The 19,913-nt window shown below is 67.1% G+C and carries 16 protein-coding genes; 14 read left to right on the top strand and 2 right to left on the bottom strand.

Annotated features, from left to right (window positions below; all coding sequences use genetic code 11):
- Positions 1 to 345: 345 nt before the first annotated feature.
- From cofD to IU452_RS01440, 3 genes are read left to right on the top strand one after another with little or no spacing between them, the layout of a single operon-like run.
- A complete protein-coding gene (gene cofD / locus IU452_RS01450) occupies positions 346 to 1,323 on the top strand; it encodes a 2-phospho-L-lactate transferase (protein WP_195107463.1) in 978 nt (325 codons plus the stop codon).
- Positions 1,320 to 2,663, top strand: a complete 1,344-nt coding sequence (locus IU452_RS01445; protein WP_195107023.1) for a coenzyme F420-0:L-glutamate ligase — start codon at positions 1,320 to 1,322, stop codon at positions 2,661 to 2,663. The genes cofD and IU452_RS01445 overlap by 4 nt, the downstream gene beginning before the upstream one ends.
- A 17-nt stretch (positions 2,664 to 2,680) precedes the next feature.
- Positions 2,681 to 3,199 carry an NUDIX hydrolase gene (locus IU452_RS01440; RefSeq protein ID WP_195107022.1) on the top strand — a complete coding sequence of 173 codons (519 nt, stop codon included), beginning with the start codon at positions 2,681 to 2,683 and terminating at the stop codon, positions 3,197 to 3,199.
- Between the two features lie 105 nt (positions 3,200 to 3,304).
- Here IU452_RS01440 and IU452_RS01435 read toward each other — a convergent pair whose 3' ends face one another.
- Complete coding sequence (locus tag IU452_RS01435; protein ID WP_195107021.1) at positions 3,305 to 4,678, bottom strand: cation:dicarboxylate symporter family transporter; 1,374 nt, start codon at positions 4,676 to 4,678, stop codon at positions 3,305 to 3,307.
- A gap of 152 nt (positions 4,679 to 4,830) precedes the next feature.
- On the opposite strand from IU452_RS01435, the gene IU452_RS01430 reads away from it, so the two are divergent.
- The 4 genes from IU452_RS01430 (at position 4,831) to ahcY (ending at position 10,177) form a co-directional block, all read left to right on the top strand.
- Entirely contained in the window at positions 4,831 to 6,381 is a 1,551-nt protein-coding gene (locus IU452_RS01430; protein WP_195107020.1) for a sensor histidine kinase, read from the top strand.
- On the top strand, positions 6,378 to 7,088 hold the full coding sequence (locus IU452_RS01425) for a response regulator (RefSeq protein WP_324192383.1): 711 nt from the start codon (positions 6,378 to 6,380) through the stop codon (positions 7,086 to 7,088). The genes IU452_RS01430 and IU452_RS01425 overlap by 4 nt, the downstream gene beginning before the upstream one ends.
- 395 nt (positions 7,089 to 7,483) lie before the next feature.
- The gene (locus IU452_RS01420; protein ID WP_228816265.1) at positions 7,484 to 8,563 is read left to right on the top strand and encodes an alkane 1-monooxygenase; all 1,080 of its coding nucleotides are present in this window, start codon (positions 7,484 to 7,486) and stop codon (positions 8,561 to 8,563) included.
- A 138-nt stretch (positions 8,564 to 8,701) separates the two neighbouring features.
- Positions 8,702 to 10,177 (top strand): adenosylhomocysteinase, encoded by a 1,476-nt coding sequence (gene ahcY, locus IU452_RS01415; RefSeq protein WP_195107018.1) that lies wholly within the window; start codon positions 8,702 to 8,704, stop codon positions 10,175 to 10,177.
- A 318-nt stretch (positions 10,178 to 10,495) separates the two neighbouring features.
- Here ahcY and IU452_RS01410 read toward each other — a convergent pair whose 3' ends face one another.
- Entirely contained in the window at positions 10,496 to 11,575 is a 1,080-nt protein-coding gene (locus tag IU452_RS01410; RefSeq protein WP_195107461.1) for a glycerophosphodiester phosphodiesterase, read from the bottom strand.
- Positions 11,576 to 11,673: 98 nt separating this feature from the next.
- Between IU452_RS01410 and IU452_RS01405 the strand changes: the two genes are divergently transcribed.
- The 7 genes from IU452_RS01405 (at position 11,674) to IU452_RS01375 (ending at position 19,899) form a co-directional block, all read left to right on the top strand.
- Positions 11,674 to 12,321, top strand: coding sequence for a dTMP kinase (locus IU452_RS01405; RefSeq protein WP_195107017.1), 648 nt, complete (start codon positions 11,674 to 11,676; stop codon positions 12,319 to 12,321).
- Positions 12,322 to 12,399: 78 nt separating this feature from the next.
- Positions 12,400 to 13,077 (top strand): MtrAB system response regulator MtrA, encoded by a 678-nt coding sequence (mtrA, locus tag IU452_RS01400; RefSeq protein WP_062507888.1) that lies wholly within the window; start codon positions 12,400 to 12,402, stop codon positions 13,075 to 13,077.
- 32 nt (positions 13,078 to 13,109) lie between these two features.
- Positions 13,110 to 14,966 (top strand): MtrAB system histidine kinase MtrB, encoded by a 1,857-nt coding sequence (mtrB, locus tag IU452_RS01395; RefSeq protein ID WP_228816428.1) that lies wholly within the window; start codon positions 13,110 to 13,112, stop codon positions 14,964 to 14,966.
- Positions 14,963 to 16,786 (top strand): MtrAB system accessory lipoprotein LpqB, encoded by a 1,824-nt coding sequence (gene lpqB, locus IU452_RS01390; RefSeq protein WP_195107015.1) that lies wholly within the window; start codon positions 14,963 to 14,965, stop codon positions 16,784 to 16,786. Before mtrB ends, lpqB begins: the two co-directional genes overlap by 4 nt.
- Positions 16,787 to 16,822: 36 nt before the next feature.
- A complete protein-coding gene (locus tag IU452_RS01385) occupies positions 16,823 to 17,461 on the top strand; it encodes a ComF family protein (RefSeq protein WP_195107014.1) in 639 nt (212 codons plus the stop codon).
- A 168-nt stretch (positions 17,462 to 17,629) separates the two neighbouring features.
- Positions 17,630 to 18,412, top strand: coding sequence for a ribosome hibernation-promoting factor, HPF/YfiA family (hpf, locus tag IU452_RS01380; protein WP_195107013.1), 783 nt, complete (start codon positions 17,630 to 17,632; stop codon positions 18,410 to 18,412).
- A gap of 200 nt (positions 18,413 to 18,612) precedes the next feature.
- Positions 18,613 to 19,899 carry an acetyl-CoA C-acyltransferase gene (locus IU452_RS01375; RefSeq protein WP_195107012.1) on the top strand — a complete coding sequence of 429 codons (1,287 nt, stop codon included), beginning with the start codon at positions 18,613 to 18,615 and terminating at the stop codon, positions 19,897 to 19,899.
- Positions 19,900 to 19,913 lie beyond the last annotated feature (14 nt).

Below are 19,913 nucleotides of genomic sequence, written 5' to 3'. Positions count from 1 at the left end.
TGTTAGCGCAGAATGATTTATCCGTCGGACCTCATCTGCCCACCGACGGCCCAACACCGCGACGTAGTCCCGCGGACATCCCCGAGCTTGTCACCCCGATACGAACATCCGTTCGAAATCCGGCCTGTGCCTTGCACTCTCGCGCAGGCCCGGAATGACATGCCTGTGATTAGACACGCCGGACGCGGTGATGGTCAAGCTGCCGACACAATTCCGTTACTATCCGCCGCCGACTTCGACGCGGTTCGGTAACCCGAAGTAGCAAATGACCAGCAAATATGGTCGGGGGCATGACCGCCGCATCACCGCATAGGCTGTGCGGATGTGAGTGGAGAACGAGCGGACATCGCGCCCGGCACGGGCCCGCGCATTGCCGTGCTGGTGGGTGGAGTCGGTGGTGCGCGCTTCCTGCTGGGTGTGCGCGAACTGCTGCCCGAGGCGGACGTTTCGGCCATCGTGAACGTCGGCGACGACGTCTGGATGCACGGCCTGCGCATCTGCCCCGACCTGGACACCTGCATGTATACCCTTGGCGGAGGTATTGATCCCGAACGCGGCTGGGGCCGGCGGGGCGAAACCTGGGCCGCCAAGGAGGAGCTGGCGAAATACCATGCCAAGCCGGATTGGTTCGGACTCGGCGATCGGGATATCGCCACTCACCTCGTCCGTAGCGAAATGTTGCGGGCCGGATACCCGCTCTCGGCGGTCACCGAAGCGCTGTGCAACAGGTGGCAACCGGGGGTGAAACTGGTTCCGGCAACCGACGACAGATGTGAAACACATGTCGTCATCAGTGACCCCGAGAACCCTGGCGAACGCCGCGCGATTCATTTTCAAGAGTGGTGGGTACGCTATCGCGCGAACGTCGAGACCCATGGATTCGTCACAATCGGGGCGGATCAGGCCCAGCCGGGCCCAGGTGTGACGGAAATCATAGAGGACGCGGACGTGGTGCTGCTGGCTCCATCAAACCCTGTCGTGAGCATCGGCGCCATCCTGTCGGTGCCCGGAATTCGTGGGGCATTGCGGACGAGTAGGGGCAAGGTGATCGGTCTCTCGCCGGTGATCGACGGAAAAGCGCTGCGCGGCATGGCCGATGAGTGCCTGTCGGTCATAGGGGTGGAAACCTCGGCCGAGGCGATCGGACGGCACTTCGGCGCGCGCTCGGACACCGGCATCCTGGACGGCTGGCTGGTGCACTCCACCGATACCGCCGACGTGCCGGGGGTGGAGGTGCGCAGCGTGCCGCTGCTGATGACCGATCCGGCCGCGACCGCCGAAATGGTGCGTGAGGCTTTGGATCTCGCGGGGGTGAAGCCGTGAGCCCCGACCACGCGCCCGGCGGGGAGTTGCGCATCATCCCGGTGCCCGGCCTGCCGGAGTTCCGGCCCGGCGACGATATCGCCGAACACCTTGCGGCACAGGCGCCCTGGCTGGAGAACGGGGACGTGCTGGTGGTCACCAGCAAGATCGTCGCCAAGGCGGAGGGCCGCGTCGTTCCCGCACCGGCCGATCCCGACGAGCGCGATGCGCTGCGGCGGGAGCTGGTCCGCGCCGAGGCGGTGCGGGTCCTGGCACGCAAGGGCCGCACCCTGATCACCGAGAACAAGATCGGTGTCGTGCAGGCCGCATCGGGTGTCGACGGCTCCAATGTCGAGCAGGGCGAATTGGTGCTGCTGCCCACCGATCCCGATGGCAGCGCCAAGGCGTTGCGCACCGCGCTGTCGGCGCGGCTGGGTGTCGACGTCGCGGTGGTGATCACCGACACCATGGGCCGGGCCTGGCGGATCGGGCAGACCGATGCCGCCATCGGTGCGGCCGGATTGCGTGTCGTGCACGACTACGGGGGCACGGTCGACGGACAGGGCAACGAATTGCAGGTCACCCAGGTCGCCGTGGCCGACGAGCTGGCCGCCGCCGCCGATCTGGTGAAGGGCAAGCTCGGCGGCGTCCCCGTGGCGGTGGTGCGGGGGCTCGATCCGTACGACGACGGTTCGCGGGCGGCGGATCTGCTGCGCCGCGGAGACGAGGACCTGTTCTGGCTCGGCACGGACGAGGCGATCGAGCGCGGCCGGCGCGAGGCGCTGCTGATGCGGCGGTCGGTGCGGCAGTTCGCCGATACCCCGGTCGATCCCGAGCTGATCCGCGAATCGGTGTCGGTGGCGCTGACCGCTCCCGCACCCCATCACACGCGTCCGGTGCGGTTCGTCTGGGTGCGAGATCGGGCCCTGCGGCAGCGGCTGCTCGACACGATGGCCGACAAGTGGCGTGCCGATCTGTCCGGCGACGGGCTGTCGGCCGAGCGGGTGGAGCGGCGAATCGGCCGGGGCCGCATTCTGTTCGACGCCCCGGAAGTGATCATCCCGTTCTGCGTGCCCGACGGCGCCCACGACTATCCGGACCGGCGTCGCCGGGCCGCCGAGTCGACGATGTTCACCGTCGCGGTCGGCGCGGCGGTGCAGGGACTGCTGGTGGCACTGGCCACCCGCGGTGTCGGCAGCTGCTGGATCGGGTCGACCATCTTCGCGCCCGAGATCACCCGGGAGGTGCTCGGCCTGGCCGAGGACTGGAATCCCTTGGGCGCCATCGCCGTCGGCTATCCGACCGAGGAGCTGGCCCCGCGCGAGCCGCGGGAGCCGGATGTGGGCCTGATCGAGCTGTAGGTCGAGGAAAGGACGGTATGAGCGCGGAATCGTTGCACGAGTCGGCGCGGGTATTGCTCGAGGCCTGGTCTCCCGCAACGGGTTCGGAGCAGTCCCTGCGGCAGGCCATGCTGGCCTTCCTGGACTCGGCCCCCCGCGGTTGCCTGCGTGAGCACGCCCCCGGGCACATCACCGCCTCGGCGGTGGTGTTCTCCCACGACGAGCGCGAGGTCCTGCTCACCCTGCACCCGCGGGTGGGCCGCTGGATTCAACTCGGCGGCCACTGCGAGGAATCCGACGACACCGTGGTCTCGGCGGCGCTGCGCGAGGCCACCGAGGAGTCCGGCCTGATCGATCTCCGCGTCGAACCCGGCCTCTATGCGGCCCAGGCCCATCCCATCACCTGCTCGCTCGGGGTTCCCACCCGCCACCTGGATCTGCTGTTCAAGATCAAGGCGCCGAAAGACGCCGTCCCCCAACGCAGCGCGGAATCGATAGACCTGCGCTGGTGGCCCGTCGACGCCCTCCCCGAGAACGCGGACGTCCTTCTCCGTTGACTTTGAAGGCGCCTGAATATGGAGGCGCCGGTGCGCAGTCCGCCCGGGGGTGTTGAGCGGAGGCGCACCGGCGCGCTGGGCCCGGCCCTGGGAACAAGGCGGGTATCAGGCCGGGACCAGGTCTTTTTCATTGCCGGAGGATTTCTCCGGCGGAGGTGGTGGAGTGGAGGGATGGTCGTCGACCATCGTGGTTTCGTCGAAGGGCAGTTCGCGGTTGAGGACCGAGCGCACCCGGTCGGGGTCGATGGTCTTGGTCCAGGTGCCGATCAGCACGGTGGCGACGGCATTGCCGGAGAAGTTGGTGAGCGCGCGCGCCTCGGACATGAATCGGTCGATGCCGACGATCAGGCCGACGCCGTTCAGCAGGTCGGGGCGGTGGCTCTGCAGGCCACCGGCCAGGGTGGCCAGCCCGGCACCCGTGACACCGGCCGCACCCTTGGACGCGATGATCATGAAGGCCAGCAGTCCGAGCTGCTCGCCGATCGACATCGGCTTACCCATCGCATCGGCGACGAACAGCGACGCCATCGTCAGGTAGATCGCCGTGCCGTCCAGATTGAACGAGTAGCCGGTCGGCACCACGATGCCCACCGTGGTCCGCTCCACGCCCATATGCTCCATCTTCGCGATCAGTCGCGGCAGCGCCGACTCCGACGACGAGGTGGAGACGATGAGCAGATATTCGCGGGCCAGATACCGGACCAGTTTGAAGATCGACACGCCGGACGCGACCCTCATCATCACGCCCAGCACGCCGAAGATGAACACCACACAGGTGAGGTAGAACGCGATCATCAGCAGCGCAAGCTGTTCCACCGCGTCCCAGCCGGTGCGTGCCACCACATTGGCGATCGCGCCGAATGCGCCGATCGGCGCCAGCCACAGGATCATGACCAGGATGCGGAACACCAGCTTCTGGATCAGTTCCACGGCGCGCAGAATCGGCTCACCGGTCCTGCCCATGGCCTGGATGGCGAATCCCGCCAGCAGCGCCACGAACAGAGCCTGCAGCACGCTGCCCGAGGTCAGCGAGGAGAGCAGGGAGTCCGGGACGATGCCGTGCAGGAACTCCCAGGTGCCGCCCGCCTTCTCGGCTTGGTCGGTGAACTTGTCGACATCCTTGGCATGCTCGGCGATATTCAGCCCGCTGCCCGGCTCCAGCAGATTGCCGACCACCAGGCCGATCCCCAGCGCCGCCGTCGACATGGCCAGGAAGTAGACGACCGCCAGACCGCCGACCTTGCCGACCCGCGACGCCGCCCGCACCGACCCGATCCCGAGCACGATCGTGCAGAAGATGACCGGGGCGATCATCATCTTGATCAGGTTGACGAACATCGTCCCGAGCTCGCCCACCGACTTACCGAATCCCGGCGCCAGCAGGCCCACGATCACACCCGCCACCACGGCCACGATGACGGCCAGGTAGAGCCAGTGGGTGCGGTCGCGCTTCTGCCGCCGCTCGGTCGTGTCGGTCATTCGGGTTACTGCCTCCGGGTCCTGCCTGGCGTGACCTGGGCCACGCGTTCGTCCGAAATCATGGCGGCTACGGTGACGACGGTCACTATTGCGTACATTTCGTTCACCGGGAGGACAGTGTGCTCGGCTTTCGCACACGCCGTGGCCGGGGTATGACCCTGGCCGGACAGGTGTTCCTGGTGCAGATACTCGTGCTGGCCGCGGTGATCGGGATCGGCGCGACGCTGGCGGTGTGGCAGGTGCGCCGCGACCAGGACGACGCCACCCGCGACCGGGTCACCGGTATCGCCATCGCCGTCGCGCAGGCGCCCTCGACGGTGGAGGCGGTGCACAGTCCCGATCCGACCGCGCTGCTGCAACCGGTCACCGAGCGCATCCGCAAGCAGACCCACGTGGATTTCATCGTGGTGATGGCTCCCGATCGCACCCGCTACACCCACACCCAGCCGGACCGTATCGGAAAGCACTTCAGCGGCAATATCTATCGCGCCCTGCGGGGAGAGACGTTCACCGAGACCTACACCGGAACCCTGGGACCGTCCATCCGGGTGGTGACCCCGGTCCGCGACGAGATGGGCGGCGGCATCATCGCGTTGGTCTCGGTGGGCGTCACTCGCGCCGCCATCGGAGACCAGGTGCTCGAGCAGCTGCCGCTGATCCTGGGCGCCGCCGGTGCGGGCCTGCTGCTGGCGGTGCTGGGGGCGCTGGCGTTGCGGCGGCGGCTGCTGCGGCAGACCCACGGCCTGGCGCCCGCGCAGCTGCGCGCACTCTACGAACATCACGACGCCGTCCTGCATTCGATCCACGAGGGACTGGTGGTCTTCGATCGGGACTCCGACGAGGCCGCGGTCGTCAACGATCAGGCCCGCCGGCTGCTGGAACTGCCCGACGGACCCGTGCGCCGCACCGATCTGCCGGTCTCGCTGCGACGGCTGGGCATGAACGTCATCCGCGACGAGATGCACGTGACCGCCGAACGCGTGCTGGTGGTGAATCAGGACGTGGTCACCTGGTCGGGACATCCTCTCGGCACCGTGCTCACCGTGCGCGACCACACCGAATTGCGGGACATGATGGGCGAATTGAATTCCATGCGCGGACTGGCCGACTCCCTGCGCGCCCAGGCGCACGAGTCGGCCAACCGGCTGCACACCGTGATCACGCTGGTGGAACTGGGCCGCCCGCGCGAGGCGGTGGAGTTCGCGACCGCCGAACTGCGGTTGTCGCAGGCCCTGATCGATCGGCTCACCGGCGCCGTGCAGGAGCCCGCTCTGGCGGCACTGCTGCTGGGCAAGGTGGATCAGGCGCTCGAACGGGGGGTGGAGCTGACCGTCGCCGAGGACACCGCCCTGGACTCCACCGCACCGCTGAGCGCGCACGAAATGGTCACCCTGGTCGGCAATCTCGTCGACAACGCCCTGGACGCCGTCGCCCAGAGTCCGGACGCCTGGGTGGAAGTCACCGTGCGCCAAGACGATTCGCAGCTGTATCTCCGGGTAGCCGACAGTGGCGCTGGGATGTCGGAGGAGGTGTTCACCCGCGCCATGGAACGCGGCTACTCGACCAAGACCGACCACCAGGGCCTGGGGCTGGCGCTGGTGCGGCGGCTGGTGGCCCGCTACGGCGGCACCCTGCACGCCGAGCGCACGCCCGAAGCGGCCGTGGTGGTGCGGATCCCGCGACGCCCCGGGAGGGCGCGGTGAGTGAATCGCGCGACGCGATCCGGGTGTTGATCGTGGAGGACGAACCGCGCATCGCCGCGGCGCATCACTCGTATGTGCAGCGGGTGGCGGGCTTCACCCCCGTAGCGGTCGCCCACACCGGTCGGGAGGCGCTGCGCGCGGCGGCGCAGGCGGTCGAGGCGCGCGCACCGATCGAGTTGGTGCTCATGGATATCGGGCTGCCCGATATGACGGGGCTCGAGGTGACCGCGGCGCTGGCGCGACTGCGGCCGCGGCCCGACGTCATCGCCATCACCTCGGCCCGGGATCTGGAGATGGTGCGGGCCGCCGTCGCCCACGGGGTGGCGCTGTATCTGCTGAAACCGTTCACGTTCGCGGCCTTCCGCGACAAGCTCGAGCGGTATCGGGAGTTCCGCGCCGCACTGGCCGCCGACGCGGTCGCCGTCACCCAGCACGATATCGACCGGGCCTTCGGCGCCCTGCGCACCGCCGACCCCAAGGCGGTCGCTCCGAAAGGTATTGCACCGCATACCCTCGAGGAGGTCTCTCGCGCGGTGCGGGCCGCAGAGGGCGGTCTGTCGGCCACCGAAGCCGGTCGGGCGGTGGGGGTCTCACGGGTCACCGCGTGGCGGTATCTGGAGCGGCTGGCCGACGACGGGGTGGTGGATCGACACACCGACTACGGGCGTGCGGGCAGGCCGCAGGTGCGTTATGTGTGGCGAAAGTGACCAGCTGTTTCCGGATCGTGTTGGGCTGTATAACAATTGTGCCAACGGCGGTGCGGATGCTCGTCGGCAACTGGGCAGCGTCGTTGATCTCGCGAGGGGTGGGCGACGCGCGGCACCACGGTGCGGCCTCGCGTCCGGTGACCGTTAGCCTGCCGTGTGCCGTGACGGTTATCACATGTGGAGCAGCTTAAAAGGAAGCCTGAAAGTATGTAACGGTTACCACGTTTGGCCAGTCCGGCCGGGTGTAACGGGCGTAAAGTCGGGACAGATCTACTGGCGATAGTTCCAGGGTATTTTTTAGCGGGGCAAACGTGCAAACGGTAGGCAAACGCTCGGGTTCGCCTGACCCCAAACGGCACCTGTGGGTGCTGGGGTTGATAGCTCCGGGTTGTGCGTTGCTGCCTTCCCAATTGGTCCTGCACACCGGATTTCCGGTGTTCTGGTGGATCGGGCCGATCATCGTTCTGATCGTGATCCCGGTATTGGACTGGGTGGTGGGGGAGGACGGCACCAATCCGCGCGACGAGGACTACGAGCTGCTCTCCAATGACCGGTACTACCGGTGGTGTACCTATCTCTTCCTACCGATTCAGCTGATCGGGTTGTGGATCGCGGCCTACATGTGGGCCGGTGACGAGCTGAGCGTCGTCGACAAACTGGGGCTGGCCGCCACTCTCGGCTTCGTCAGCGGCATCGGCATCAACGCCGCCCACGAGCTCGGGCATCGGGTCGAGCACATGGAGCGGTGGCTGGCGAAAATCGCCCTGGCGCAATCGGGTTACGGTCATTTCTTCGTCGAACACAACAAGGGACACCATGTCCGGGTGGCCACTCCGGAGGATCCGGCCAGCGCCCGGCTGGGGGAGTCGCTGTGGGAGTTCCTGCCGCGCAGTGTGCTCGGCGGGTTCCGCTCGGCGCTGCGGTTGGAGCAAGAGCGCCTGCGGCGCAAGGGTTTTCGATGGTGGAGCATCCACAACCACATCCTGCAGGCGTGGTCGATGACGCTGGTGCTGTACGCGGCGCTGCTGATCGTCCACGGTCCGAGGATGCTGCCGTATCTGCTGCTGCAGGCGGTGATCGGCGCGGCGCTGCTGGAGACGGTGAACTACGTCGAGCATTACGGACTGCTGCGGCGCAAGCGGCCCAACGGAATGTGGGCCCGCTGCTCACCGGCCGACAGCTGGAACAGTGACCGCCTGGTCACCAACATCTTCCTGTTCCATCTGCAGCGCCACAGCGACCACCACGCCAATCCGGGGCGCCGTTACCAGACCCTGCGCAGCTCCCAGGAGGCCCCGCAACTTCCGGCCGGTTATGCCACGATGATCCTGCTGGCGGCGATTCCCCCGCTGTGGCGCCACATCATGGACCCGTTGGTCCTGGCCCACTACGAGGGAGACGTGAGCAAGGCCAATATCGCCCCGCGTAAGCGCAAGCGCATTTTGGCCACCTATGGGGAGGCGGCACCGGCCTGAGCACGGCCTGTGGCGTAGCGCCGAGAGACCGGCCGGGTGTGACGTAACGCGGTTGAAACTGCGCAAATCTCCCCATGCGTACCGTGTACGCACAATTGGTATTAGTCTCTTCACGTACACGCCGACCAGGAGAGGCAGATGACAACCGCAGTGAGCAGCAAGATGACTGCCGACCACCGCAATGGGATCGATTTCAAGGTGGCGGACCTGTCGCTGGCCGAGTTCGGCCGTAAGGAGATCCGGCTCGCCGAACACGAGATGCCCGGTCTGATGGCACTGCGCCGCGAATATGCGGAGGTGCAGCCGCTGAAGGGCGCTCGCATCTCCGGGTCGCTGCACATGACCGTGCAGACCGCGGTGCTGATCGAGACCCTGGTCTCGCTGGGTGCACAGGTGCGTTGGGCGTCCTGCAATATCTTCTCGACCCAGGATCACGCCGCCGCGGCGGTGGTCGTCGGCCCGCACGGCACCGTCGAGGAGCCCAAGGGTGTGTCGGTGTTCGCCTGGAAGGGCGAGACCCTCGAGGAGTACTGGTGGGCCGCCGAGCAGATGCTGACCTGGCCGGACGAGCCGGCGAACATGGTTCTCGACGACGGCGGTGACGCCACCATGCTGGTGCTGCGCGGCGCCCAGTTCGAGAAGGCCGGTGTGGTGCCGCCGGAGGACGAGAACCATTCCGCCGAGTACACGGTGTTCCTGAACCTGCTGCGGCAGCGGTTCGAGACCGACAAGGGCAAGTGGACCAAGATCGCGGATTCGGTGCGCGGTGTCACCGAGGAGACCACCACCGGCGTGCTGCGGCTGTACCAGTTCGCGGCCGCGGGCGAGCTGACCTTCCCGGCCATCAACGTCAACGACTCGGTCACCAAGAGCAAGTTCGACAACAAGTACGGCACCCGCCACTCGCTCATCGACGGCATCAACCGCGGCACCGACGTGCTGATCGGCGGTAAGAAGGTGCTGATCTGCGGTTACGGCGACGTCGGCAAGGGCTGTGCGGAGTCGCTGGCCGGTCAGGGTGCCCGCGTGCAGGTCACCGAGGTGGACCCGATCAACGCGCTGCAGGCGCTGATGGACGGCTTCGACGTGGTCACCGTGGAGCAGGCCATCGGCGACGCCGACATCGTGGTCACCGCGACCGGCAACAAGGACATCATCACCCTCGACCACATGAAGGCGATGAAGGACCAGGCCATCCTGGGCAATATCGGCCACTTCGACAACGAGATCGATATGGCCGGCCTGGAGCGCTCCGGCGCCACCCGGACCAACATCAAGCCGCAGGTCGACCTGTGGACCTTCAAGGAGTCCGGCAAGTCCATCATCGTGCTGTCCGAGGGCCGCCTGCTCAACCTGGGCAACGCCACCGGCCACCCGTCGTTCGTGATGTCGAACTCCTTCTCCAACCAGGTCATCGCCCAGATCGAGCTGTGGACCAAGCCCGACGAATACGACAACGAGGTCTACCGCCTCCCCAAGGTCCTCGACGAGAAGGTCGCCAAGATCCACGTCGAGGCCCTGGGCGGCACCCTGACCAAGCTGACCAAGGACCAGGCCGAATACATCGGCGTAGACGTCGAGGGCCCGTTCAAGCCGGAGCACTACCGCTACTGACATAGATCCCCGCCGCACGGCCCTGGGGGGCCGTGCGGCGGGGAAATGAGGGCGGCTGCCGCGTGCGGCGGGGACGAGAAGGGGCCCTCGCCTATTCCTTGTCGGCGGAGCCCGTTATTCATTTCCTGTCGCCTCGGCCCCCTAGGGCCGTGGCGACAGGGCAACGAGGACGGCTGGGTCGTGCGGCGGGGAACGACGTCGGCCAGGCCGCGTGGCGGGGGACAAAGCGGGCCGTCGCCTATTCGTCGTCGGCGGAGCCCCTTATTCATTCCCCGTCGTCACGGCCCCCAGGGCCGTGACGACGGGGCCCTACGCAACCTACTTCGTATACCCCTTGGGAAGCGGCATTCCCTTCTCCTTTACCACTTCTCGCGCCCGGTTGGGGTAGTCGGTGATGATGCCGTCCACGCCCTGATCGATCACCTGCGAGATGGCCTGATTGTCGTTGACCGTCCACGGGATGACCTTCAGGCCGAGTTCGTGTGCCTTGTTCACGTACTCGGTGGTGGTGGTCAGGGTGACGCCCGGGTCGCCCAGCTCGGCGTCGCTGTCCGAGGGATTCAGGTACGCCGGTGAGGAGATGTCCGCGCCCAGCGCCTTGATCGCGGCCAGGGGATCACCCGCGTGGTCCTCGTACTTGATCGGGCCCAGCCACTTGCTGCCCGCCTTGAAGGTGGAGTCGTCGTAGAGCGCCACCGTGGGGACGGCCGGATCCTTGGCCTTCACCAGCGGCAACGAGCGCCAGTCGAAGCTTTGGATCGCCACCTTGCCGGTGACGCCCGCATCGTTCACCGCCGCCAGGATGACGTCGACGAACTCCTGCGGGGTGGCCGACTCCTCCGGATCCTCGGCCTCGATCTTGGTTTCGATGTTGTAGCGCAGGCCCTCGACGGCGCCGGGATAGGACTTCACCAGATCGAACAGCTGGGGGAGGGTGGCAATCTTATTACCCGGAAGTTCCTGCGCCGCAGGGAAGCCCTTCAGCTTCTTGCCGCAGTCGAGGGTGCGGATCTGGTCGTAGGTGAGGTTGTGCACCAGCTTGCCGACATACGGGTACTGCGGATCCTGCGGGACGACCGGGGCGGTGTCGGAACACTTCTCGTCCTCGATCTCCGGGTCGTGCCAGATCACCGGAACCTTGTCCTTGGTCAGCACGATATCGAGTTCCAGTGTGCTGACACCCAATTCGATCGCCTTGGCGAATCCGGGCAGCGACTCCTCGATGGTCATACCGCGCCCGCCGCGGTGCGCCTGCAGATCGAACGGCCGGTTCGGATCCGGCTTCGCGGCGGCGGTGGGGCTGCTCGATGCCCCCTTGTCGTCGTCCGAGCTCTTGTCGCAGGCGGTGAGTCCGACGGCGGCAATCGCGACGCCGAGGACGGCGACTACGCGCCTCATCTTCGCTGATCCGGCTGGGGAGGATGTCATGCGCGGGATGGTAGCAATCCGACGGCTATTTTCGGTGCCTGTCACCCGCAGCCGGTACTCTCGCGGCCATGGGTGCATTGGTGGCCGTGGAGGGTCTCGACGGGGCGGGCAAGCGCACACTGATCGAGGCCGTCGTGCGGGGGTTGCGGGAGCGTGGCCTGCGGGTCGAAACGGTGGCGTTTCCGCGGTACGGGCGATCGGTGCACGCGGATCTGGCGGCCGAGGCGTTGCGCGGCCGGCACGGGGATCTGGCCGCTTCGGTAAATGCCATGGCGCTGTTGTTCGCGCTGGATCGGGCCGATGCGCGCGAGGAGTTGGCGAAGCTGGTTGTGGACAACGACATTGTGCTGCTCGATCGCTATGTGGCGTCGAATGTCGCCTACAACGCCGCGCGTACCGACCAGTCTGCCGACGGTGAAATCGCCACTTGGATCGCCGAATTGGAATTCGGCCGGTTCGAATTGCCGGTGCCCGATCTGCAGGTGCTGCTGGATGTGCCGATCGAACTCGCCGCCGAACGCGCGCGCCGCCGCGAGGAACTCGACGCCGCTCGTGCACTGGATGCCTACGAACGCGACAGGGGGCTACAGGAACGGACCGCCGCGGTCTATCGTGTATTGGCCGAATCGCATTGGCACGGGCGGTGGTGGGTCCACCGGCCGCATGACGATCCGGCAACGCTTGCCGCGCGCCTATCCGAAAAGATTTCCCTATAGGGTTGGATGTGCGTCGGTAATGTACCAGTGTTGGCGTGGTTGCCCGTTCCGAGCCGGAGAGATGACACCATAGTAGTTATGAAGCCGAAGATTCTGGTCGTCGACGACGATATGGCGCTCGCGGAGATGCTCACGATCGTCTTGCGCGGCGAGGGTTTCGATCCCCACGTGGTCGGCGACGGCACGCAGGCGCTCACCGCGGTTCGGGAGCTGCGCCCGGACCTGGTGTTGCTGGATCTCATGCTGCCGGGCATGAACGGCATCGATGTATGCCGCGTGCTGCGGGCGGATTCCGGCGTGCCGATCGTGATGCTGACGGCGAAGACCGATACGGTCGACGTCGTACTGGGCTTGGAATCGGGCGCCGACGATTACATCGTCAAGCCGTTCAAGCCGAAGGAGCTCGTCGCTCGGGTGCGCGCCCGCCTGCGCCGCACCGAGGAGGAACCGGCGGAGCTGCTGTCCATCGCGGATATCGTCATCGACGTGCCCGCGCACAAGGTGACCCGCGGTGGTCAGCAGATCTCGCTGACTCCCCTCGAGTTCGACCTGCTGGTGGCGTTGGCGCGCAAGCCGCGTCAGGTCTTCACCCGCGAGGTGCTGCTGGAGCAGGTGTGGGGTTACCGGCATGCCGCCGACACCCGCCTGGTCAACGTGCACGTGCAGCGATTGCGCGCGAAGGTCGAGAAGGATCCGGAGAATCCTGAGATCGTGCTCACCGTCCGCGGCGTGGGATACAAGGCCGGACCGCCGTGATCGCTGACTCCAGAAGCCGCCTAGGGCGGTTACTGGCGTCGATCGGGTCCTGGCTCAAGGGCGTAGGTATCGAGCTGGGACATGTCTGGCATCGTTCGTTGCAGCTGCGTGTCGTGGTCTCCACGGTCACCCTGTCGCTCATCGTGATCGCCATCCTGGGCCTGGTGCTGACCGATCAGATCACCACCAGGCTGCTCGATGCCAAGGTCAGCGCGGCCGTCGAGGAGATGGGCCGCGCCCGCAACACCGTGGAATCTCAGATGGCGGGGGCGCACGACACCAGCACCCAGCGCGCGCGGCTCGAGGATGCCCGGCGCTCCCTGTCCACCGGTAACGGCACCCAGTCCGCCGGTGCCGCGGGCAGTTACGACGTCGCGCTGGTGATGATGGGTGCCGGGCAGCAGGAGCTCGCGACGGGCTCGATGCAGGAGATTCCCGGCGAACTGCGCCGGTTCGTCCAGCAGGGCCAGGTCAGCCGCCAGTTCACGACGGTGTCGGATGCCGATGGCTACCGCGGCCCGGCCGTGATCATCGGCAGCCCGAGCGCCGAGATCCCGAGCCTCGAGATCTACTTGATCTTCCCGCTCTCCAACGAGAATCGCAGCCTGCAGCTGATGCGGGGCACCATGCTCATCGGTGGCCTGGTGCTGCTCGTACTGCTGGCCGCCATCGCCGCGCTGGTCTCGCGGCAGGTGGTGCTGCCGATCCGCTCGGCCGCCCGGATCGCCAAGCGGTTCGCCGACGGCCGGCTCAAGGAGCGCATGCTGGTCCGTGGCGAGGACGATATGGCCCTACTGGCGCAATCGTTCAACGATATGGCCGAGAGTCTGTCGCATCAGATCACCCAGCTCGAGGAGTTCGGTAATCTGCAGCGCCGCTTCACCTCCGACGTCAGCCACGAGCTGCGCACCCCGCTGACCACCGTGCGCATGGCCGCCGACCTGATCCACGGGTCCAGTGACGATCTGGATCCGGCCCTGGCCCGCAGTGCCGAACTGCTCGTCACCGAACTGGACCGATTCGAGAGCCTGCTCAACGATCTGCTCGAGATCAGTCGCCACGACGCGGGCGTGGCCGAGCTGCAGGTGGAATCGCTGGACGTGCGGATGTGTGCGCGGGCGGCGCTGTCCACGGTCCGGCATCTGGCCAAGGACGCCGGTGTCGAGGTGGTGGTGGATCTGCCGGAGGAACCACTTGTGGCCGAGGTGGACCCGCGGCGCGTGGAGCGGGTGCTGCGCAATCTGCTCGCCAACGCCATCGACCACAGCGAGGGCAAACCCGTGTTGTTGCGGATGCGCGGCGACACGGATGCCAATGCGGTGGCGATGGTGGTCCGCGACCAGGGCGTGGGCCTGCGCCCGGGCGAGGAGAAGCTGGTCTTCAACCGGTTCTGGCGGTCGGACCCGTCGCGCATGCGCCGCTCCGGCGGCACCGGATTGGGCCTGTCGATCAGCGTCGAGGACGCAAACCTGCACGAGGGCAAGCTCGAGGCGTGGGGCGAACTCGGCGTGGGCGCCAGCTTCCGTTTGACGCTGCCGCTGCAGCGCGGCCGCAAGATGGGGCCGAGCCCGCTGTCGCTGGAACCGCCGAAGCGTCGCGCGCAGGTGGTGGAAGCCGCTGTGCCGGAAGAGGTTTCGAGTGCCGACGGGTCGGGTGAAGCCCCCGCGGAGGGTGGCTCCGCAGCGGAGACGATGAGCTCGGTCGGCCCAGGGACAGCAGCCTCGGGCGAGTCGGCGGCTGCGGCCGACGCCGGAACCGAATCTGTGGAAGAACAGGGTGCGGCGGCGAATTCACCTAGGGTGCTGGGGGGTACGCCGCGCAGTGACGGCAACGGCGCGGCACCGTCCGACGACTCGATACTCAGCGATACCGGGGACACAAAGCCATGAGCGTGTTCGGAAGGAAAACTGGGCTGCGCGTCGCGATCTTCGCCGTCCTGACCGGCTTGCTCGCCCTGACCGGCTGTGCCGACCTGCCCGATTCGTCGGCACCGCAGGCGCTGGGCACCATCAACCGCGAACCCGCATCCACCGCGCCGCCGGAACCCCGCCAAGGCCGCGACCCCGATCTGCTGCTGCGGGACTTCTTCGAGGCGACGGCCGATGCGACCAACCACCACCAGGCAGCGCGGCAGTACCTGACGCCGTCGGAGGCCGCGACCTGGGACGATGCCGCCAACGCCGCGGTCATCGAATCGCCCGACACGCTGCGCGAGTCCCGCTCGGGCGATACGGCGACCTACAAGGTTCGGGCGAACAGGGTCGGCGAGATCAGGACCGACGGATCCTTCGTCGCCAGTGCGGGTGCCTATGAGGTCAAGATCGAGATGACCAGGGTCGGCAGCGAATGGCGCATCAGCCAGCTGCAGCCGGGCGTCGCAATCGTCAAGACCAGCTTCGAAAAGTACTACCGCCGCAGCGTCCTGTATTACCCGAACTCCGCCGGCACCGCGATGGTCCCGGACCTGCGCTGGGTCTCCCAGCGCAAGGATCAGCTCGCCCAGCAGCTGATGAATATGCTCGCCGCGGGACCGCAGCCGGAGTTGCGACCCGCGGTGCGCAACATGCTGTCCGGTCCGGTGGCCATGCACGGCCCGGTGACCAAGGCGAACGGGCAGACCGACGGTGTCGGCGTGGGAGCCGGTGGCGTGCAGATCGACTTCTCCGGTGCGTCGGCACTCGATCAACACAGCAAGGAGCTGCTCGCGGCACAGGTGGTTCTGACGCTCTCCGGTTCGGAGGTTCTCGGGCCCTATGTTCTGCTGGCCGACGGCAAACCGCTCGATGAACGGTATGCCGCGACCGGCTGGTCGGTGGCCGATGTCAATGCGATGAACCCGACCGCCAACTCGCGCAACCGGATCGGCCTGCATGCGGTGCAGAACGGGACGCTGGTCGAGGTCGACACCACGAAGAACGAAATCGTGCCTACCAAAGGCTATTTCGGCACCGTCCACAATCTGCAGTCGGTGGCGCTCCCACCGGACGGGCAGCTCGTCGCGGCGGTTGCCGACAGCGGGCAGTCCGCGCCGCAACCCCCGCGCACCCTGGTGATCGGCACCTACGACGGCGCGGACGCGATCTCCGTCGAGCAGGGCAACACGTTCACCCGCCCGTCCTGGGCCGCCGACGGCAGTGCCGCCTGGACGGTGGTGGACGGCGAGCGGGTGATCCGGGTCGTCCACGACCGCACCACGGGCAATGTGTCGAAGCAGGAGGTCGATACCTCCGAGCTGTTCGCGCCGCCGGCCGACCCCACCGAAACTCCGCCGCGATTGCCCATCACCGATCTGCGGATCGACCGGTCCGGTGCCCGGGCCGTGCTGATCGCCGGCGGCAAAGTGTATGCGGCAGTGGTGAGTCCACGCCCGGGCGGCAAGTATGCGCTGACCTCCCCGCTGCCGGTCGCCGTCGATCTCAGCACCCCGGTGGTCTCGGTGGACTGGTACAGCGCCGACACCGTCATGTTCGCCCGCGAGGGCCTGGTCGAACCCGTTCAGACGGTGCGGATCGATGGCTCGGACCGCAACCCGATGACATCGCAGAACCTCAGTCCGCCGGTCCGCGTCGTCAGTGCCACACCCGATGTCCAGTACGTCGCCGACTCCCGCGCGGTGCTGCAGTTGCAGTCCGCCGAACCGACCAGCGAGCGCTTCTGGCGGGAGGTCTACAACCTCGGCCCGAATGCGGTGCCGGTACTTCCGGGCTAGGCCGATCGTGTCGGTGGCGGCGGGCATACTGCTCGCATGCTGCTGGAGTTGATCCTGCCGCAGATGTGCGGGGGCTGTGGGGAACCCGGGGTGGGGTGGTGTGCCGCCTGTGCGGGAAGTCTTGGGGGACCGCCGTTTCGGGTGCGTCCACGCACCGATCCGGGGGTGCCGTGCTGGGCGCTGGGGCGGTACGAGGGGGCGGGGCGGCGGGCGGTCGTCGCGGCCAAGGAGTACGGACGGCGGGATCTGGCGGTGCCGTTGGGGCTGGCGCTGGCGAGGGGTCTGGATGGCTTACGGGATCGGGAGAGGTTGCTCGTGCTGGTGCCCGCGCCGACACGCCGCCCCGCCGCGCGGCGGCGGGGCGGGGATCCGGTGGCCCGGGTCGCTCGGATCGCCGGGAGTTTGCTCTCTGATTGCCAGGTTGCTCCGGCGCTGTCGATGCGACGGGGTGTGCGTGATTCGGTGGGGTTGGGCGTGAGTGGCCGTAAACATAATCTACGTGGCCGGATCCGGGTGTCGGCGGGTTCGCTGCCCGATGCCCTGCGGCACCCGAATGCCGAGGTAGTGCTGGTCGATGACGTGCTCACCACCGGAGCCACCGCGAGCGAGTCGGTGCGGGCGCTGGCTCGCGCCGGAGTAGCCGTGCGTGCCGTTGTGGTGACAACCGCCGTCTGAGCCGGAGAAATTTGCGTGAACACTGGCGGACGGATCGCTGGCGTAATAGCGTGGCCAGTAGAGCGATCTGACACCCGAACCAGAGAGTTTGGAGGTGGCGCCTCGGACGACTTCGTGCCGAGTTTCCGGCATCGGTCCCCAGCTCGGCACGGCTGATTCCCGCCGCACATGAATCGGTTGTGTGGCCAGATCCGGGAGGTACGCGTGACGACTTCACGACCTTCAGTGAAAGAAGCAGATCCCTCGGCCCGTTACGGCACTTCGTTCGACATCCCTGAGCGGAACGGAGCCGAGCAGCCTGCAGCGGACCGGCCCAGGACGCCTCGTGCGGACGTCGTGGTGAAGGGACGCAACGTCGAGGTTCCCGATCATTTCCGCATCCACGTCGCGGAGAAACTCTCCCGACTCGAACGCTTCGACCCGTCGATCTATCTGTTCGACGTCGAGCTGTTCCACGAACGCAATCGCCGTCAACGCAAGAGCTGCCAGCGGGTAGAGATCACGGTGCGCGGCAAGGGTCCGGTCGCGCGCGCCGAGGCCTGTGCCGACAGCTTCTACGCCGCACTCGAGCTGGCCGTCGACAAGCTCGAGAGTCGCCTGCGCCGGACCAAGGACCGGCGGCGAGTGCACTACGGGGAGAAGACCCCCGTCTCGGTGGCCGAGGCCACCGCCGATCTGATCGACGACGCGCTGTTCACGAAGTCCAACGGATCGAAGTCGGCCCATGATCGCCAGGCCGAGGAGGTCATCGAGCCCAGCGAGTACGCGGGCCCCGGGCACATCGTCCGGACGAAGGTGCACCCTGCCACGCCGATGACCGTCGACGATGCGCTCTATCAGATGGAGCTCGTCGGCCACGATTTCTTCCTTTTCCAGGACAAGGAGACCGACCGACCGTCGGTCGTCTACCGTCGCCACGCCTTCGACTACGGCCTGATCAGGCTCGCGTAAGTCGCAGGCGCAGGCACCTTATCGGCGCGACTCGCGTCATTCCGGTGTAGCCGGGACCCCTTCTCGACCGGGGCTCCACCATAAGCCCCGGTCGCCTGATATCCCCCGCTTTCGCGACGTTGTCCGTGACAGGGTGTATCGATTTTCTTCTTACTTCAGAGTAAGTTAGAGAGCAGCGGTTCACTCGAAAGGACAACTCCATGGCCACCACCCGCCGTGCTGTGATCGTCTCCGGGGTGCGCACCCCGTTCGTGCGGGCGTTCACCGATTACACCCGGATGGATTCCATCGACCTGGCCGATGCGGCCGTGGCCGGACTGCTGGAGCGGACCGGGTTGCCCAAGGACGAGGTGCAGGCGATCGTGTGGGGCGGGGTGATCCTGCCCAGTGCCGCACCGAATATCGCCCGGGAGATCGCGCTGGATCTGAAGCTCGATCCCGGTTGCGAGGGCTACACCGTGACGCGGGCCTGTGCGTCGGGGCTGCAGGCGGTCACCTCGGCGGCGGCCGCCATCGAACGCGGCGAGTACGACGTCATGATCGCGGGCGGCAGCGATTCCACCAGCAATGCCGAGGTGAAGCTGCCGCAGAAGGTGGTGCATGCCGCGGCGCCGCTGGCGCTGGGCAAGCCGAAACCCAAGGACTATCTGTCGGCGGTGGCCCAGCTGGCGCCGTTCACCGATATCGTGCCGCGCCGGCCCAAGATCGCCGAGCGCACCACCGGCGAGGTGATGGGGGAGTCGGCGGAGAAGATGGCCGGCATTCACGGCGTCACTCGGGCCGCGCAGGACGAGTTCGCCGCGCGCTCGCATCACCGGGCCGCCGCGGCCATCGAATCCGGCCGTTTCGACCGCGAGGTTCTGGAAGTCGTGACGCCCGAAGGGAAATCGGTGCGCCGAGACGGACTTGTCCGGGCCAACACCAGTGTGGAGAAGTTGGCCACGCTGCCGCCGGTCTTCGCCAAGGACGGCACCGTCACCGCCGGAAATGCCAGCCCGCTCACCGATGGTGCCTCCGCGGTGCTGCTGATGAGTGAGGAGAAGGCCCGCGCCCTGGGCCTCGCGCCGCTGGCCGCCTTCCGCTCCTGGACCTATGTCAGCGTCGACCCCACCGACCAGGTCCTGATCGGCCCGGCCATCTCCATGCCGCGCGCCCTCGACAAGGCCGGAATGTCGCTGGCCGACGTCGATTTCGTCGATATCCACGAGGCCTTCGCCGCCCAGACCCTGTCCGTGCTGGCCGCGCTCGCCAGCGACGAGTGGGCCAAGACCCGCCTGGATCGCGACACCGCGGTCGGCGAGATCGACCCCGCGATCCTGAACGTCCACGGCGGCTCGGTCTCCCTGGGTCACCCCTTCGGCGCCACCGGCGCCCGCATGGTCACCACCATGGCCAATGAACTGGCCCTCTCCGGCAAAAGCGCCGCCCTCCTGGGCATCTGCGCCGCAGGCGGCATAGGCGCCTCCGCCGTCCTCGAACGAGTCTGACCTCAGCCGCACCC

It is taken from the genome of Nocardia transvalensis (genome assembly GCF_015477765.1).
GTDB lineage: Bacteria > Actinomycetota > Actinomycetes > Mycobacteriales > Mycobacteriaceae > Nocardia > Nocardia transvalensis_A.
Note: the sequence above shows the minus strand (reverse complement) of the source record. Positions and strands in the feature narration are given on the sequence as shown.